This window comes from Flavobacterium sp. UGB4466 (genome assembly GCF_903469665.1).
Lineage (GTDB): Bacteria > Bacteroidota > Bacteroidia > Flavobacteriales > Flavobacteriaceae > Flavobacterium > Flavobacterium lipolyticum.
Genome location: NZ_CAGKLC010000018.1, coordinates 20,611 through 39,063, shown reverse-complemented (window position 1 = coordinate 39,063; position 18,453 = coordinate 20,611). Strand labels below are relative to the sequence as shown.

General features: G+C 36.0%; 14 protein-coding genes and 1 tRNA gene. 6 read left to right on the top strand and 9 right to left on the bottom strand.

From position 1 onward, the window contains the following. The first annotated feature begins 213 nt into the window (after window positions 1–213). From bshB1 to JO950_RS07245, 3 genes are all read left to right on the top strand, one after another. A complete protein-coding gene (bshB1, locus tag JO950_RS07255; protein WP_017496065.1) occupies window positions 214–930 on the top strand; it encodes a bacillithiol biosynthesis deacetylase BshB1 in 717 nt (238 codons plus the stop codon). 84 nt (window positions 931–1,014) lie between these two features. Next, window positions 1,015–1,088: transfer RNA gene (locus JO950_RS07250), tRNA-His, on the top strand. A 1,111-nt stretch (window positions 1,089–2,199) separates the two neighbouring features. Then, window positions 2,200–2,370 (top strand): hypothetical protein, encoded by a 171-nt coding sequence (locus JO950_RS07245; RefSeq protein ID WP_202702047.1) that lies wholly within the window; start codon window positions 2,200–2,202, stop codon window positions 2,368–2,370. 143 nt (window positions 2,371–2,513) lie between these two features. On the opposite strand, the gene JO950_RS07240 is transcribed toward JO950_RS07245, so the two are convergent. From JO950_RS07240 to JO950_RS07200, 9 genes are all read right to left on the bottom strand, one after another. Further along, window positions 2,514–3,362, bottom strand: a complete 849-nt coding sequence (locus tag JO950_RS07240; protein ID WP_202702046.1) for a neutral zinc metallopeptidase — start codon at window positions 3,360–3,362, stop codon at window positions 2,514–2,516. Window positions 3,363–3,453: 91 nt separating this feature from the next. Then, on the bottom strand, window positions 3,454–7,506 hold the full coding sequence (locus JO950_RS07235; RefSeq protein ID WP_202702045.1) for a PAS domain S-box protein: 4,053 nt from the start codon (window positions 7,504–7,506) through the stop codon (window positions 3,454–3,456). 95 nt (window positions 7,507–7,601) lie between these two features. Then, window positions 7,602–8,390: a hypothetical protein gene (locus JO950_RS07230; RefSeq protein ID WP_202702044.1), complete on the bottom strand. Its 789-nt coding sequence runs from the start codon at window positions 8,388–8,390 to the stop codon at window positions 7,602–7,604. 125 nt (window positions 8,391–8,515) lie between these two features. Next, on the bottom strand, window positions 8,516–9,844 hold the full coding sequence (locus tag JO950_RS07225; protein WP_202702043.1) for an aldehyde dehydrogenase: 1,329 nt from the start codon (window positions 9,842–9,844) through the stop codon (window positions 8,516–8,518). 77 nt (window positions 9,845–9,921) lie between these two features. After that, window positions 9,922–10,611 carry an RluA family pseudouridine synthase gene (locus tag JO950_RS07220; RefSeq protein WP_202702042.1) on the bottom strand — a complete coding sequence of 230 codons (690 nt, stop codon included), beginning with the start codon at window positions 10,609–10,611 and terminating at the stop codon, window positions 9,922–9,924. Window positions 10,612–10,655: 44 nt separating this feature from the next. Next, on the bottom strand, window positions 10,656–11,006 hold the full coding sequence (locus JO950_RS07215) for a four helix bundle protein (protein WP_202702041.1): 351 nt from the start codon (window positions 11,004–11,006) through the stop codon (window positions 10,656–10,658). Between the two features lie 202 nt (window positions 11,007–11,208). Further along, complete coding sequence (gene panB, locus JO950_RS07210) at window positions 11,209–12,027, bottom strand: 3-methyl-2-oxobutanoate hydroxymethyltransferase (RefSeq protein ID WP_202702040.1); 819 nt, start codon at window positions 12,025–12,027, stop codon at window positions 11,209–11,211. Window positions 12,028–12,077: 50 nt separating this feature from the next. Further along, complete coding sequence (locus JO950_RS07205) at window positions 12,078–13,277, bottom strand: SH3 domain-containing protein (RefSeq protein ID WP_202702039.1); 1,200 nt, start codon at window positions 13,275–13,277, stop codon at window positions 12,078–12,080. Between the two features lie 108 nt (window positions 13,278–13,385). Further along, entirely contained in the window at window positions 13,386–14,813 is a 1,428-nt protein-coding gene (locus JO950_RS07200; protein ID WP_202702038.1) for an L-serine ammonia-lyase, read from the bottom strand. A gap of 317 nt (window positions 14,814–15,130) precedes the next feature. Between JO950_RS07200 and JO950_RS07195 the strand changes: the two genes are divergently transcribed. The 3 genes from JO950_RS07195 to JO950_RS07185 are packed head-to-tail and all read left to right on the top strand — an operon-like array spanning window position 15,131 to window position 18,444. Then, a complete protein-coding gene (locus JO950_RS07195) occupies window positions 15,131–17,278 on the top strand; it encodes a cation:proton antiporter (protein ID WP_202702037.1) in 2,148 nt (715 codons plus the stop codon). 25 nt (window positions 17,279–17,303) lie between these two features. Further along, window positions 17,304–18,047: a DUF2625 domain-containing protein gene (locus JO950_RS07190; RefSeq protein WP_202702036.1), complete on the top strand. Its 744-nt coding sequence runs from the start codon at window positions 17,304–17,306 to the stop codon at window positions 18,045–18,047. A gap of 34 nt (window positions 18,048–18,081) precedes the next feature. Continuing rightward, a complete protein-coding gene (locus tag JO950_RS07185; RefSeq protein WP_202702035.1) occupies window positions 18,082–18,444 on the top strand; it encodes a glyoxalase in 363 nt (120 codons plus the stop codon). Window positions 18,445–18,453: the final 9 nt, after the last annotated feature.

Genomic DNA, 18,453 nt, shown 5'->3' with positions numbered 1-18,453 from the left:
CTGTATACTGCGACTGCGACTAAACCTGAAACTTTAAACCTGAAACCTGAAACAAAAAAAAGAGAATAGAGTAAAGAGAATAGAGTAAAGAGAATAGAAAATAGAGTAAAGAGTAAAGAGTAAAGAGAATAGAGTAAAGAGAATAGACAAAACATCAATTTTGATTTTCAGTATTGTAATTGAAATTGATTTTTGAAACAGATATTAAAAATTATGAAACTAGACATATTAGCATTTGGTGCACATCCTGATGATGTAGAATTGGGTTGCGCGGGAACAATTTTAAAAGAAGTATCACTGGGTAAAAAAGTGGGTATTGTCGATTTGACACGTGGAGAGTTAGGAACGCGTGGTACGGCGGAAATCAGAGATGAAGAAGCGAAAGAGGCAGCAAAGATATTAGGAGTTTTGGTTCGTGAAAATCTGGGCATGCGTGATGGCTTTTTTACGAATGATGAAAAACACCAGCTGGAGGTCATTAAAATGATTCGAAAGTACAAACCAGAGATTGTATTGTGTAATGCAATTGACGACCGCCATATTGATCACGGGAAAGGCAGTAAATTAGTTTCGGATGCCTGCTTCTTGTCTGGATTGGCAAAAATCGAAACCTCGATCGACGGAGAGCGTCAGGAAGCCTGGCGACCAAAGGTGGTGTATCATTATATACAGTGGAAAAACATCGTGCCGGACTTTGTAGTGGATATTACAGGTTTTGAAAAGAAAAAGGTTGAAGCGGTTTCGGCATATAAAACTCAGTTTTATGACCCAAATTCAAAAGAACCAGCTACACCAATTACGAGTAAAAACTTCTTTGAAAGTTTAGATTATCGTGCGAAGGATTTAGGAAGGCTTGTTGGTAAAGATTTTGCTGAAGGTTTTACTGTTGAAAGGTGTTTGGCTGTCAATAGTTTAGAAAATTTACTGTAAATTTTTCATTTTTTTCTTTGTAGAACTCAACATTAGTTATATATTTGCACTCGCTAAGCAGAAATGCAGAAGCAAAAAAAAATGGTGGTTGTAGCTCAGTTGGTTAGAGTAGCGGTTTGTGGTGCCGCGGGTCGCCGGTTCGAACCCGGTCAGCCACCCAGAAATCAAAGCCTTGAAGAAATTCAAGGCTTTTTTTGTGTTTATACAAAAACGAAGCCTTGAGGATTTGATAAATTCAGGTTTGAAGTTTCAGGTTTGAAGTTTCGGGTTCTAGGTTTCAAGTTTCAAGTTTCGGGTTTCAAGTTTCAAGTTTCGAGTTTTGGGTTTTAAGTTTCAGGTTTCAGGTTTCAAATTCCGAATTCCAAGTTTCAGGCTTCCGTTTCGAGCTTTGTGGGGAATATAGTAAGCTGTTGCTCTGAAAGAGCCTTAGCAACAGCATAGTGCAAAGCACTATGATTTAAGTTATAGGGTAGTATCGTCCAGAAGAGCAAAGATCAGATCAGCTACAGAATGTCATGATCAAATAAAAAAAATAATCTCCTATGATTTTAATCATGTAATGGGTTGAAATTCAGTGCTACCTTTACAGTGTAAAAAAAAATAAGTACTTAACCTATAAGAGTATGGTCTATTAAAGTAAAAATGGTAGCACTGTAAGGTAGATCCTAGCATTTCTCCTGAATCGAATTTAAAATTTGGAATTTGAATAATTTGTAATAAACCCCAATAATTGCAAAAAAAATCTAAAGGACAATTTCGATTCAGGGGTTTTTATTTATATTCATCACTCTGAATGATAAAAGGATATTGTGCTAGGTGAGGGAAAGTACTGGTGATTAGTTTTTTTTGTTTTCTAGATAAGGTGGTTGTTGCTTACATTCGTATTATCATTCAATTTATTATGTAGGTAATAGACCAGAACAGCAAGAAAATGTTTGTTTTGATCTATGCTACAACATTTAAGGTTTCAAAATAATCAACATAAGTTCGGATCGTTTTTAACCAAAAAAGAATGATTGAGAAATCACGCTTTTTTTTGTTGTTGTAATTGGGTTTTCGATTTTTGTGTTTAAAATCTCAAGCTCAAAAATGGGTATTGATTTGAAATTTAACTTTTAAATATTAGTACTTATTTTTTTTTAAGTAAAAACTTATTGTTATTTCATTGTTATAAGGATAAAGTCTTATATTTGAAACAGTAGTCTATCTGGTAAAGTCATAAGATGTTCTTGTTAGATTATTGATTTATTAATACTAAAAATTTAACCAATGAAAAAAACAATTAAAAAAATGGATTTGAGTTCTGTAAAAACTCTTTCTGGTAAGGAAATGAAAACTGTGGTAGGTGGTATGAAATGGAAAGGTAGAAGACAAAGCACAAATGTTATAGACTTAAGAGGGTTTCCTCATATAGACTCTCTTTATGAAAGTTTAACGTAAATTAAGATTATATAAAGTTTTACAGTTATAAATTAAAAAAAAATACTCTTGTCTTAATAAAAGTAGTTTTTTTGATATTTTGAAAAAAAAGCATGATTCAAAAAAAATCATGCTTTTTTGTTTATTATAATTTAGTTTGTGAACTATCTTATTTCATCAAAGGTATTACCTTGTTTGATGTCTCCGGTTTGGAAACCTTTTTTGAACCAGAACATTCTCTGTGCGGATGTACCGTGAGTAAAGGAATCCGGAACCACTTGTCCCTGCATTTTGCTTTGAATGGCGTCGTCTCCAACGGCGTTGGCTGCACTTAAAGCTTCTTCGATATCGCCAGCTTCTATATATTGTTGGTTGTCATGAGCCCATACTCCGGCATAAAAGTCGGCTTGTAATTCGAGGGCTACAGACAGTTTATTGGCTTCTGCTTCACTTTTTCCTTCCTGTGCCTGTCGCATTTTTGCCGAGGTTCCCAGCAATGTTTGTATGTGATGGCCTATTTCGTGCGCTATAACGTACGCAATAGCAAAATCCCCACCTTGGGCACCAAATTTAGTTTTTAGTTCTTCAAAGAAGCCTAAATCCATATATACTTTTTGGTCTCCCGGGCAATAAAACGGCCCGGATGCAGATGAAGCTCCACCACATGCAGTTTGTTCAGAGCCTTTAAAGAGAACCAATTTAGGTTTTTTATAAGTAAGTCCTTCTGCTGCGAATTTTTTCTCCCAGGTGTCTTCCGTTTTAGCCAGAACTGATCTTACAAAATGTCCCATTTCTTCATCTTCTTTACTCAATGGGGCAGCAGTTTCAGTGGTTTGTTGTCCGCCTTGCATTTGCTCTAATACATTACCTACAGTTTGGCCGGTTTCACCACCAAAAACATTTAATAATAGAATAATTATACCGATAACTCCACCGCCAATGGCAACTTTTCCGCCAGAAATTGATCTTCGGTCTTCAACATTATCGCTTTCTCGCGTTCCTTTCCATTTCATAGTAATTGAATTTTAGTTCGTAAAGGTTTGTGTTGTACGAATTTATATTTTTTTTAGGAATAATGACGTAATAGCCGAATTTAGTTTTGCGTTATTTTAACCATTTTACCAAAGCTTCTTCTACACTACCTTTCATTATGGGCTTAGAGATGTAGTCATTCATTCCCGCAGAAAGGCATTTGTTGCGTTCCTCTTTTTCGGCACCAGCTGTCACGGCAATGATCGGAATGTCTTTTCCTGTAATGGTATTTCTGATAGCTCTTGTGGTTTCATAACCGTTCATAATAGGCATCTGAATGTCCATGAAAACCAAATCAGGATTGATGTTTTCAAATTGACTTACGGCCTCGTAACCATTTTCGCATTCGTGTATGTAGGCACCGCTATACAAATTTTTGATGATGGTTTTTAAAAGCAGCATGTTGACCTTGTTGTCTTCAACAATCAAAAAGGTAATGTTTTTTTGATTTGAAACCGGGTCGTCAGAATTTAGTTCGAGACCGATAGTTTGAAGTTCGGTATTGTATTTCTCGCTAATGCTTTGATTGCTAGTTTTTAAGTTCAGGTCGAAATAAAAAATACTTCCTACGTCGATTTTACTTTCTAACTGTAAGCGGCTTTCCATTAAAGCGAGCAATTGATTTGAAATAGTGAGTCCTAATCCCGTACCTCCAAATTTTCTCGTCGTAGAGCTATCCTCCTGAGAAAAGGCTTTGAAGATTTTCTTCTGATTTTTTTCGAGAATTCCAATTCCGGTATCCACCACCGAAAATCGGATTATGCAATCGTTGTTGTTGCTTTTTTCCAGAACTGAAACATTAAGTTTGATAGAACCTTCGTTGGTAAACTTAACAGCATTTGAAAGCAGATTAATTAAGATTTGTTTGATACGCACAATATCTGTCCAGATGTATTTAGGGACATCGGGTGCGACATTTAATTCTAACTGCAGATTTTTTTGATTGGATTCGTAGACGATTAAATCAAAAACTTGTCCGAGTACTTTTTTGATGTCGTATAGATCGATAAAAAGTTCCAGTTTTCCCGCTTCGATTTTAGAAAAGTCAAGAATGTCATTGATGATATCCAGTAGTGAATGCGCCGATTGGTTGATCGTGGTCATGTATTTTTCCTGAATTTCTTCAAGGCCGGTATTCATCAGTAAATGTGTGAAACCAATAATACCATTCAAAGGAGTTCTGATTTCATGCGACATATTGGCCAGGAAATCTGATTTAGATTTATTGGCTGCCTCGGCAAGCTGTTTGGCTTTTATGGCATCTTCACTTTCTTTTTTGTTGGTAATGTCGAAATAAATTCCACCCACAAATTCAATTTCATCCCCTTTTTTAATCACGTCTCCAAATTCTTCTACCCAGATAAATTCACCGGTTTTCCGTCGGATGCGATATACATTGTGCAGCGGCATTCCACTTTGTAAATTATCGATTTGGTTGTTGACCACTTCGTCTTTGTCATCAGGATGAATAAGAGATAAAAAGGATAAATTATTCTCAATAAATTCTGATTTGGAATAACCGGTAAGGTTTAAAATTTCATCATTAAGAAATATCTTAGTGGAGAAAGCATCAAATTTGGACAAGTATACCGTGCCGGGAATGTTGTTGGCGATTAATTTGAATTTTTCCTCACTTTCGAGAATTTTGGTTTCGTTTCGGTTTCTTTCCAGTGCCGATGAGATGTTATTTGCCAGGACCTGAAAGATGTAAATTTCTTCTTCAGACCATTTTCGTTCTTTGGTGCAATCGTCGAAGCCTATGAATCCGGTAAAAATATCGTTGATGTACAGCGGTAGTATCAGAATCGATTTGATTTCATTGGCAATCAGTAGTTGTTTAAAAAAAGTATCGTCGAGTTTGCGGGTAAGGGTATTGACGATTTTTTTGTTCTGAGCGGCCTCATAAATTTCTTGCAATTGATCTTTTGTTAATCGTTGTAATTTTGTGATCTGATGCTCAATACCCTGTCTGGACCATTTGTATTTCTGGCTTACAGTATTTGTTGTGAAATCTTTTTCGTAGTAGTACATATGGTCTACTTTGGCTGCTTTTCCAATTAAATTGTAGGTTTCCTGAAACATTTCCTGAGTAGATTTACTCATCAGAAATTTCTCGGTACACAGGGAAAGTGCAGACAATAGCTGGCTTTTGAATTCTAATTTTTTTTCAGCTTCCAAACGCATTTGTGAGGAGATTGCCAATGAGATTACATCCGAAATGGTACGGGCGTAATTGATGTCCTCGTTGTCCCAGTTTCTTTTTTCTTCGGTGCTTTCAAAACAAACAACTCCAACAAGCTGTCCGTTTAAAAAGATAGGTACATCCAGCATCGATTTGATGTGGTTTTTGGTAAAGTACAATTTTTGAAATTCGGATGTTTCGAGTTTATTGAAAACATCTGGGGCATTTATGATTGCTTTGTTTTTAAGTGTTTCAAAGTAAATTGGATAAGATTGTTTGTCCAATATATTTTTGTCATTAAGATGTTGTTTGTCAATGCTGAAAAGATTCTTGCAGCTGATTAAGTCTTTATGACATTTCCAGAAGCTCACCCGATTGGTTTTGGTTACAATTGCGGCTTCTTTTATGATGTAATCAATAACCGTATTTAAATTGTTGTATTGACTAAAATCTGTAGTCGAGAGTTTGTTAATCGAATTGTTATATGACTCGATTTTCTTCAGACGTTTTCTTTTGTCGTTCTCAATATTTCTAATTTCAGTAATATCGCGGGCTATTCCGGCAAAGCCAATTGTTTGTCCTAGATCATTTTTTCGCACAATAATCTTTTGCGAAATCCAAAGCTTTTTTCCGTTTTTCTTCAGAATAGGAATCTCTATAGTTGGGAAATTATTTTCATTCATTTCCAGGTTTTCGTAGAAATCTACAGCATTACGCTGATAGTTTTCATGGATGAAATTAGAATAATGCTGTGCGATAATTTCGTTCTCAGCATATCCTAATATCGAAAATCCAAAGTCATTGATGAAAGTAAAATAACCATCAGAATCAATTTCAAAAATGATATCTGTGGCAGTCTGAATCAGATTTTTGTATTGATCGCGAACCGTGATTTGTTCCGTAACATCCTGGCCGATACTAATTATCAGACATTGAGAGAATCTTTTGTCTTTCCATTGTATGTATTTGTATTCCCCGTTTTTACTTTTTAGTTTCCGGATGTAGAGTTTGTCTTCCTCATGACTTATATTGCTGAGGTTTTCAGGATAGTCTGTTTCATTCGTTAATTTCCAAAATTTAGCCCCCATAACTTCGTCCGGTAAATATCCCAGAATAGAAGTGATCGTCTCACTGCAAAACAAGACTTCGTTTTTTTCGTTTGTAGCAATAGTCAGTGAGTTTCCTTTGTGTACAATTTCATTGGTGAATCTGAAATTATCACTGTTGTTTAGTAAAACGGCATATTTAACCTGATTAAGAATGAAGATCAGTACGCAGTAGTTGATTAAGATAATGGATGATTTTACGGGAATTAACTGATAAACAACTGTTGTAATCAGAAAGGTAAAAACTAATCCAACAAAGAACCAGTATAATTTTATGGGTTTTAGGATGCTGTAGGAGAAGTAGAAGAAGATTAAAAAAGCAATTATAGGAATAATATCGTTGGTGCGATGGACGATGTTGTATCCAACATAAAAGAGATAAACAAAGAAGGATAAAATAAATATGGACTGTACCCGCTCTCTTAAAAATTCAATTTTTCCAATTATGAAATAAAACAAAAGCATCGCGAAGCCAATACTTACATTTACGAAAAGTAAACTCTTTGGCCTGATTTTAAAAATTTCATTGATGATTTCGATTACAATCAATGCAATACCAAAGAACAAAATATAGAGATGATACTCTCTGTTTACTGTTTCTGTTTCTGGTTTTCTTTCGATGAAGTAGCCAATTCTGCTCTTGATCCGGAAGAATTGGTATACGAGAAGGGTCAGAAAGGCAATCATCGACAAACCTAACATGATGAGTTTAGGATTGTTGTAAAATATGATGTCTGAATTGATGACATACCACTTCGTAATAATTGATTTCAGGGCATTACCAAGTATGGCAACTCCTGGGATCAACGAATTGAAGAGACTATAGTTTGCTACCATAGAATTCGGGGGTATGTTTGGTTTAGTAAATCTTTTATTTTGAAAAATTCAACAGAGCAGGTTAGACTCTTTTTTGGTTGAAATTTTATATTTTTTTAAAAATCAGACTGACCGATAGAGTCAATAGGATCTTCTTTATCCGTTTTTACAATAGCACAATATATGGCATAAGTCATGGAATAGCTAAAAGGGATCGTAAAAAGTACTCCAATACAAAATGCACAAAGGCCAACCAGTACAGCTCCAACTATAGTAATTATCAGTCCTAATAATATCAAAGGCTGTTTACTTATCAAGATGAGACTTGATTTAATAGCATCAACGGCTTTTAAGTTCCCAAATACGATAAGCGGAATGGTTAAGAAGGTAAAAAAAGATAATGTCAGTGAGAAAACTAATCCTAAGGCATTTAATTTTTGAACTTCTAAAAAGGTAGTAACGATAACGCTAAACAATGAAATCAAAAAGGTTGCTGCAAAAATTTGTGCGAAATGGCGGCTTTTGTAATAGGAAAAAATTGTAGAGACATTAAATTCCTGATCTTTTTCTGCACAATCGGCCATTTTTAGAAATCCGGCAGTAAAAGGACTCATAATTGCCGATACTAAGGCTGTTCCAATAATATAAAGGACCAGATAAATTTGAGATAGATTTTGAGGCTGTATGTTCAGAAAGTTTGCATTGGTTAATTTGTCGATACCAAAAAATGCAACTAGTATGAGATAAGCAATAATGCCAAAGAATACCGAAAAAACCAACAGCATTAATCCGGCATAGACGGCTATTTTCTTGTAATTTTCAAAAGCATGATTGAAAACAGTTGAAAAATCTAAGGTATAGCCATGATTTTTAATGTCTTTGATCTGATCGGATGTAGATTTCATTTTTATTGGAGTAGAATTATTTTATATCGACGAAATTTTAAATAATTAATGTGCCGTAAATATAATATTTTTAATCAATTTGATATGAAAATCTTGAAAACATTGCGAAATTGTTTTTTTTAACCTTACAACCAGTTCAGTAAACGTTTTAGGGATATCAGTTTGTCTTTGTAAGGAGCGTAACGCATAGGTAAATCAAGCCAGTTTCCTTTTTTTACGACAGCTTTGTGATGTGAAAAAATATCAAAACTCAACTGTCCGTGATAAGCGCCAATCCCACTATGACCAACTCCTCCGAATGGTAATCTTTTGTTTGAGAAATGAACCACGGTATCATTGATACAGCCTCCTCCAAAAGAATGGGAAGTAATTAGTTTTTTAGCAAAATTTTTATTTTCACTGAAAACATAAAAGGCAAGAGGTTTTTCATAACGACTGATTACGTTGTGAATATCAGCCTCAGTTTCGTAAGTCAGAATGGGAAGGATAGGACCAAATATTTCCTCCTTCATGACGGGACTGTCCAAAGCAGGTTCTTCAATTAAAGTAGGAGAGATATAGTTTTTTTCAGCAGCTGTTTCTCCTCCAAAAATAACCTTTTCACGTTCGATCATACTGTCTAGTCGGACCCAGTTTTTGGTATTGATAATTCGGGCAAAATCAGGAGATTTGTCTATTTTTTTGCCGTAAGCTTTGAGAATTTCTTCTATCAGAAAAGATATAAAATTGACTTTCATATTTTTCTGTACCAGTATGTAATCCGGTGCAATGCAGGTTTGTCCGGCATTGATGAATTTTCCCCATACGATTCGTTTTGCCGCCAGTTTTAAATTGGCAGTTTCGTCAATAATACACGGGTTTTTCCCACCTAGTTCTAAAGTTACGGGAGTTAAATTTTCGGCAGCAGCTTTGGCTACAATTTTTCCAACAGCAACACTTCCGGTAAAGAAAATGTAATCCCAGCGCTGTGCCAGTAATTGGTTAGAAACTTCAACACCGCCTTCTATAACTTCTACATGTTTGACGTGAAAGGTCTTCTCAATAATTTTAGCAATCACTGCTGAGGTATGAGGTGTCAGTTCTGAAGGTTTTAAAACCACTCTGTTGCCTGCTGCTACAGCTGAAATTAAAGGACATAAAGCCAATTGAAACGGATAATTCCAGGGAGCAATTACCAAAACATTTCCGTAAGGTTCTTTAAAAATATAATCGGTAGAAGGGAAATTGAGCAGGGAAGGCAAAACACGTTTTGGTTTCGCCCATTTATTGATGTTTCTAATGGTATCTTTTAGATCCGAAATTACATAGTTGGTTTCGGTTAAAACAGCTTCAAATTCAGGCTTTTTAAAATCATCGTACAACGCTTTTACAATCAAATCTTCGCTTTTCTGAATGTTGTACAACAGTTTCTTTAACGTTTCTTTCCTGTAGGCAATGTTGTTTTTATAGTCCATAGTATATAATCCGATTGATTTTTTGCTTCTGCAAGTTAATCGATAAAACTTGAAATTTTAACAATTAAATCATAAAATCATAGCGCATTCCAGATCGTCTCGTCGGGAGTAGGAGCAATTATCGTGATATTTTCTTTAGAAACCGGATGTACAAAAACTAATTTTCGCGCATGAAGATGTATTCCGCCGTCAGGATTACTTCGGTCAAAACCATATTTTAAATCTCCTTTTATGGGAGAACCAATCGCTGCCAGCTGGGCACGAATCTGATGATGGCGGCCGGTATGCAAATTGATTTCGAGTGCCACATAATTTTGAAGCTCTTTGAAAACGGTATAATCCAGACTGGCCAGTTTACTGTCCGGAACTTCCTTTAAATGTGCTTTTGAAGTATTGTTTTTCTCGTTTCTTTTGAGATAATGAACGAGCTTCGCAGTGTTTTGTTGCGGTTTATTTTTAACAACAGCCCAATACGTCTTTTGAGTTTCACGATTACTGAACATTTCGTTCATTCGTGACAATGCTTTACTGGTTCTGGCAAAAACAACAATTCCTGTCGTAGGCCTGTCCAGACGATGAATGACGCCCAGAAAAACATCTCCGGGTTTATTGTATTTGTCTTTGATGTATTCTTTTACAATATCAGATAAAGGTTTATCCCCGGTTTTATCTCCTTGTACAATATCACCCACACGTTTGTTGACCACAATGATGTGATTGTCTTCGTGTAGGATTTGGAGGTTGTTTTTGTTGGAAACGACTTTCATTTTGGACTTTCTTAGACTTCTTAGATGTTAGACTTACTTAGATTTTATAATAAGGTAGTTCTAAATTTTGATGTCATTTTAATTATTTCTTCTAAAAGCAGTATTAATTCAGTTATGCCTTCTTCGTTTATAAAACCTAAATCTGATGAGATAAGAAGCTGTGTTTCTACTTCGTATGCTGAACCAATTGCGATTTCTAAAAATCGCGCAAATTCTTTATTAGAATTTCTTGAAGAACCTTCGGCTATATTTGAAGCAATAGAAACGGAAGCCCTTCGCAATTGATTTGTGATGCCAAATTTCTCTTCACTTGGAAAATCAGCAGTTACATTGTAAATTTTAGAACAGAATAACCTGCTTTTCTTCCAAATTAGCAGCTCTTTAAATTGATGCATCTTTTAGATTAATTAGATTTTTAGACTTGCTTAGACTTGCTTAGACTTCTTAGACTTAGTTAGATTTGTTTTTTTTAAGACAAATAAAATCATAAAATCTAAGAAGTCTAACATCTAAGCAGTCTAACATCTAAGCAGTCTAACATCTAAGCAGTCTAACATCTAAGCAGTCTAACATCTAAGCAGTCTAAGCAAGTCTAAATTAATACTGTTCCCCCGAATTCGGAAAATCCATCGATTTTACATCGGCGGCATATTGGCTGATAGCCTGAGTCATTTCTTCGTATAAATTTAAATAACGACGTAAGAAACGAGGGCTGAATTCGTTGTTCATTCCCAACATATCATGAATTACAAGAACCTGTCCGTCTACACCACCGCCGGCTCCGATTCCGATTACCGGAATGGAAATGCTTTTGGCGACCTGCTCGGCTAAATGTGCCGGGATTTTTTCTAAAACAATACCAAAACAGCCAATTTTTTCGAGAAGTTTAGCATCTTCAATTAATTTTTCAGCTTCTTCCTCTTCTTTTGCACGAACGCTGTAGGTTCCGAATTTATAGATGGATTGAGGTGTTAAACCCAAATGTCCCATAACCGGAATTCCTGCGTTTAATATTTTTTTGATCGATTCTTTAATTTCTTTTCCTCCTTCAAGTTTTACAGCATGTCCGCCGCTTTCTTTCATGATTCTGATCGCAGAGCGCAAAGCTTCTTTTGGATCTGACTGGTAACTTCCGAAAGGTAAATCTACCACTACTAAGGCTCTGTCTACAGCGCGAACTACAGACGAGGCATGGTAAATCATTTGATCTAAAGTAATAGGCAATGTCGTTTCATGACCTGCCATAACGTTTGATGCAGAGTCGCCTACCAGAATGACATCGATTCCTGCGGTATCAACAATTTTTGCCATTGTAAAATCGTAAGCGGTAAGCATTGAGATTTTTTCTCCATTGCTTTTCATTTCGATTAATGACTTTGTGGTGATCTTTTTATAATCTTTTTTTGCTACTGACATTTTTGAGTTTTTTTGAATGTGTAAAAGTATTGAATAATTATAGATTGAAATCAGCAATAGAAGATTATTTCAATCGTAAATAATTTTCCGTCTCTGAATTCTATTCTAAATTCACTGTCTTCCAGTTGAATAGCATACAGATGCGGATTTTTCATGGAAGCACCGATATAAGTCCCGTATTTTTCAATAAATGCTTTTTCGGTCAGACTGTGATCGAGAGAAGCCGTCGGACTGAAAACAAGTTTGTTGTTTTCGTTGATAAAAACCTTTGTTATTTCAGCCTGATTTTGTTTTTCATCTACTGAAACTTCAAAATCCGGATAGTAGTAAAAAAGCTCGCTGAGGTAAATACCACATTCGTCGCTTACTGTTCCTTTTTTAGGAGGTTTACCAAAGTTTTTGACTAAATCTTTTTGCGAAAAAAAGAGTGATTTTGTTTTTACTCCTTTTAAAAGAAATTCGGCTTTTTTACTGAAAGCGGTAATTTCTTCCGGTTTTTTGGTTTTAGCTAATCCTTTGGCAATAGCGATATTCAGTTCAGTATCGGCCAGAAGTTTTGGGTCGTTTAATTGTTTTACAACTTCATAATATCTTTGATAAGCGGGTGCCAGTTTTGCATTTTCACTGTTCCAGGCCAATTCTACAATTCTTTCGCCAATCGTTTTGCGTTCTGTGATGGCATTGATATTCAGCTTATCAAAATCTTTGAGTAACGAATTAAAATCGGGTCTTTTTCCAAGGAATTTTCCAAGTGTAAATTGTGCGTATTCAGGATCACTATGACCTTGTATGTTTACCCATTCGTCCGGGTTTTTGGGAAGATAATTAACCGCTACGGGATCACCGGTGAAGAGAATGGCTCTGATTTTTGAGTTTTTATCCGGTAGTGCTCTTGCTTTTAAACCGGCGACTAAAACAAATAGATGGCTGCTGCCATAGTAATTGTCGTTACCTTCAATAATTGGATTTTCGGGATCCTTTGTTTGAACATCTTTTGCGTTTAACCTTTTTGCAATAAATTGCTCAGGCACATAACCTTCAGAGAAGTTGTCAGATCTTACTTTGTACCAGCCATTTTTACTTTCCGAAAGAAGCCGAACTTCTGCTCCATATTTAAAATAACCCAGAAAGTCGCCTGCGGTATTAGTTGAGGTATAGAGACGAGTATCAGAATTAAGAAAGTAACGTTCCTGTGAATGAATCAGAGCAGAGCAAAACAGTATTGCTATAAGTAAGAAGTGCTTTTTCATGAAGTGGTTTTTTCGCCACAGATTAAAAGGATTGAAAAAGAGCTTTAATAAGCTTAATTCAAACGTATTTAATCTGTGCAAATCTTTTTAATCTGTGGCAAATGTTCTTTAGCAATCCGCCATGTTTACGGCAATGGCCAATCCGCCTTCAGAGGTTTCTTTGTATTTGGAATTCATGTCTTTGGCTGTTTGCCACATGGTATTGATGACTTTGTCTAAAGGCACTTTTGCATTTTTAGAATCGGTTTCAAGCGCCAGTTCAGCCGCATTGATCGCTTTTATGGCTCCCATTGTATTTCTTTCGATACACGGAATCTGAACCAAACCGCCAATTGGGTCACAGGTAAGACCTAAGTGATGTTCCATGGCAATTTCGGCAGCCATTAAAACCTGAGCAGGAGATCCACCCATTAATTCACAAAGTGCTGCAGCAGCCATTGATGAGGATACACCAATTTCGGCCTGACAGCCTCCCATTGCAGCAGAAATGGTTGATCCTTTCTTGAAGATACTGCCAATCTCTCCGGCAACCATTAGGAATTGTTTGATTTCTTTTTCGCCTGCATTATGGTTTTCAATTACCAGATAATACATCAAAACAGCCGGGATTACACCTGCACTTCCGTTTGTAGGAGCAGTAACTACACGACCTAAAGAAGCATTTACCTCATTCACGGCAAGTGCAAAACAGCTTACCCATTTCAGGATTTGACGAAATTTAACCTCCGTTTTTCTGATTTCTTCCAGCCAGCTTTGCGGATCTGAATAGTTAGATAAACCGATTAAATTCTGATGCATGTCAAAAGCACGTCTGCGAACATTCAGACCGCCCGGCAGAATTCCTTCTGAATGGCAGCCAATGTACATGCATTCTAACATGGTATGCCAAATGCGCATTAATTCGGAGTGAATCTCGGCTTCCGGACGCATTGATTTTTCGTTTTCATAAACAATTTCAGAAATCGATTTGTTTTCGGTCACTGTATAATTTAAAAGCTCAACGGCATTTTGAATCGGGAAAGGGAAGGCACATTTGATCTCTTCTTTGATTTTAGCATTGGTGCGTTCTTCTTTAACGACAAAACCTCCGCCAATCGAATAAAAAGTAGATTCATATTCAGAATCGTCAGCTTTATACGCTGTGAATTTTAATCCATTAGCATGAAAAGGAAGGAAATTTTTATTGAAAACAATGTCCTGAAGAAAGTAAAACGGAATTTTATATTCATTAGCCAGAATAATTTCGTGCTGTTCTTCAATGTTTTTAATAATTCCGGCAATATTTTCAACCGGAATATACTCGGGATCCTGCCCGCTTAATCCCAGCATCACCGACAAATCAGTAGCATGACCTTTTCCGGTTAAGGAAAGAGATCCGTATAAATCGACTTTTACACGTTTAGTCTGGTCTAAAATTGATTCGTTTTTCAGCTCCTCCAAAAAACGTTCAGCGGCTCTCCATGGTCCTAAAGTGTGTGAACTTGAGGGACCAACGCCAATTTTAAGCATATCAAAAACAGAGATACATTCTTCCATTGTGCAATTTTTATGAAGACAAAGATAATTGAATAATGCAATCCCGCTCAATTTTCTATTGTTAATGTTGCAGTTTTGTTAAAATAAATATTAAATATTAATAATTTGGCAACGAAACAAAATTAATTGCTTAATATGCCATTTTCGTAGAAAGTTCGCATTTTTTTTAGGTATTTTTGTAATGAAACAATCACTAAAGAAGCCGTTTTTTCTGCTTTTCGAAGAAACGACAAATAATAACTTCTGAGATTTTATTTTGCTTTTGGCGCTTTTTTCTGCGGAAAATTAAAATACTGTTAAGAAGATAAAATTACATTATGATAGAATTTTTCAGGCATTTTTTACAAGAATTCGAATTACCACTCAGTAATCCGGTATTGATTTTTTCTTTGATCCTTTTCATCATCCTCTTGTCACCGATTTTACTAAAAAAAATTAATATCCCGGGAATTATCGGGCTTATCATTTCGGGAGTCATTATTGGACCGCACGGATTGAATATTCTGGCCAAGAACTCTGCTGTTGATTTGTTTTCGACAATCGGACTTTTGTATATCATGTTTATTGCGGGTCTGGAATTGGATATGAATGAGTTTAAAGCCAATAGAAATAAGAGTTTATTGTTTGGTTTTTTTACCTTTATTTTTCCGTTAACGATTGGTTTTCCGGTTTGTTTTTATCTGCTGAAATATGATTTTAATGCGAGTTTTTTAACAGCCAGTATGTTTGCCACCCACACATTGGTGGCATATCCGATTGTGAGTAAACTGGGAATCGCAAAAAATCAGGCAGTGGCTATTACGGTTGGGGGAACTATTTTAACAGATACTGCCGTTTTGATTATTTTGGCGGTGATTATGGGAAGCAGTCAGGGAAGTTTGAATCAGGCTTTCTGGATTAAATTGACGGTTTCGCTGGCCATTTTCTCAGCCATCATGTTTTTGGTTATTCCAAGAATAGCGAAATGGTTCTTTAAAAAATTAGAAAGCGAGAAACACGCCCATTATATATTTGTACTTTCAGTGGTGTTTTTTGCTGCGTTTTTAGCAGAGGTAGCAGGAGTAGAGCCTATTATTGGAGCGTTCGTTGCCGGTTTAGCGCTAAACCCTTTAATTCCGCATTCATCAGCTTTGATGAACAGAATTGAGTTTATTGGGAATTCATTGTTCATTCCTTTTTTCCTGATTTCAGTGGGAATGCTGGTAGACATCAGCGTGATCCTAAGCGGACCAACCGCTTTAATTGTAGCAGGAACTTTGAGTGTGGTGGCTATTTTTGGAAAATGGATCGCAGCCTTTTTTACGCAGATTGTATTTAGGTATACCAAAACCGAAAGACAGCTTATTTTTGGATTGAGCAGTGCACATGCTGCGGCAACTTTAGCCGTTATTCTGGTTGGATTTAAAGCAAAAATTTTAGACGAAAATATACTGAACGGAACAATTATTTTAATTCTGATTACTTGTATTGTGGCTTCTTTCGCGACAGAAAAAGCGGCTAAAAAGATTGCTATTTGTGAAGAGGAAGTTTCAAATGAAGATGCCAATGGTGATCAGATTCTGGACGAACATATCCTGATTCCGTTAGCCAAAACGTCGGCTACGGAAAGTTTACTGGATTTCGCACTTTTGATAAAAGATAAAAAATCATCTAATCCGGTGACGCTATTAACGATTGTACCGAATAACGATCAGGCTGAAATTAATATCTTAAAATACCGAAAAGCCGTTGATAAATTTGTTATTCAGGGGTCTGCTTCAGAAGTGAAAATCAATACGATTGCCAGAATCGACCATAATCCGGCAAGTGGAATTGCGAGAACGTCCAAAGAAATCATGTCCGATATTGTGATCGTGGGATGGCCTAGAAAAACCGGTTTTTTGGATAAAATTTTCGGTGAAAATGTAGACTCGATCATTAATAATGTAGACAAATGTTTGTTCATCTGCAGGTTTCAAAAAACATTTATTGAGGAAAAAAGACTGGTTTTCATCTGTCCGCCTTTCTCCGAAAGAGGTGTTGGATTTCACCTGCTGCTGCAAAAGATCTCTCGATTATCTCAGGAATTAAGTATTCCGATCGTCGTTTATGCTGAATACAAAACACATGAGGCCATTGTGCAGATTGCTACTAAATTAAAATTAAATGCCAAACTAGGTTTTAAAAGTATTATGAACTGGGATGATTTTGAATCGATCTCAGATGAAATTAAAGCTACAGATCTGATTGTTTTTAACTTCTCCAGAAAAGGATCCGTTTCGTACCAATCGATTTTTGACAGATTGCCGCAGAAATTTGAAAAATCATTTAGTGATAACAATCTGATTCTGGTTTATGGACAAGAAGATCGCAAAGAGACTGCAATGGATGCCTATGATGATTTCACTGCGACACCATTGACAAAAGGCCTGGAAGCAATAGAACAAATTGGTCGAGGGTTGGGTAATATTTTGAAAAAAGGCTAGAATAAATAATTTGTAATTTTCTAAGATGGTACTAAAATTTCCTTTAATTGTATTGACCTTTTTAACTCTTACAGCAACTGCGCAAAATAAAATGAAAAAAGCCGAAGAACTTATAGACAAAGTCGACCCGGGATGGACTCAGGTCGAAGAATGGATTAAAACAGCAAAAAATAAAGTAGAAATTTTGCCGGTTGACGCCTTAAAAGCAAAAGAGGTTTTGTACAAAATTCAGGTTAGCACCCGCTCGCCAATGGGAGCTATTGTATACCATACGGGAGGCCTTTTGATCGACGATGGCTGGATTAGAATTCTGGGTTCAGGAAATGCAAAATTCAATCGCACGCTTCCGGATTGGAACAAAGGGAAATCGTTTAATGATTTTGGCGAAACAGCACCTTTTTTATTAGTTGCCGACGATGCTATTGGAGGTTTCTACCTTCTAAACGGAGGAGGATTGGGAAGTGATGTTGGAAAAATGTATTATTTCTCTCCTGATAATCTGGAGTACGAACAGCTGGATATTACGTATTCGGAATTTTTAGGATTCTGTTTTGATAATGATCTGGATAAGTTTTATCAAGGCAACAGATGGAACGGATGGAGAGCCGAAGTATCAAAATTGAAAGGCGATGAAGTTTTTAACTTTTATCCTTTTTTATGGACTGCCGAAGGAAATGATATTAATAAAAATTCACGAAAAATAATTTCGGTCCAGGAACAATACGGACTGAATTTAGATTTGCGAAAACAACTCGGTTTTGATAAATAGAAACCTGATTTATTAATTTCTAAAATGAATATTTATGAATCACAAAGCAATATCGATCCGACCTTTTATAGGAGCTAAAGATTTTGAGATTTCCAGAAGTTTCTATCGGGATTTAGGTTTTGAAGAAGGAGTTTTAGATCCAAAATTTTCTGTTTTTGAAGCGGGAGATTTGTCCTTTTATCTTCAGGATTATTACGATAAAAACTGGAATGAAAACACCATGATTTTTTTAGAAGTAGAAGATGTCGATTACTACTACAAGCAGCTTTTGGCGCTTAACTTAACGGAAAAATATGGAGTAAAATTAACACCTATCGTTCATCAGGATTGGGGAAGCGAGTGTTTTTTGCACGATCCTTCAGGTGTTTTGTGGCATTTTGGGAAGTTTAATAAGTAGTATATAAGT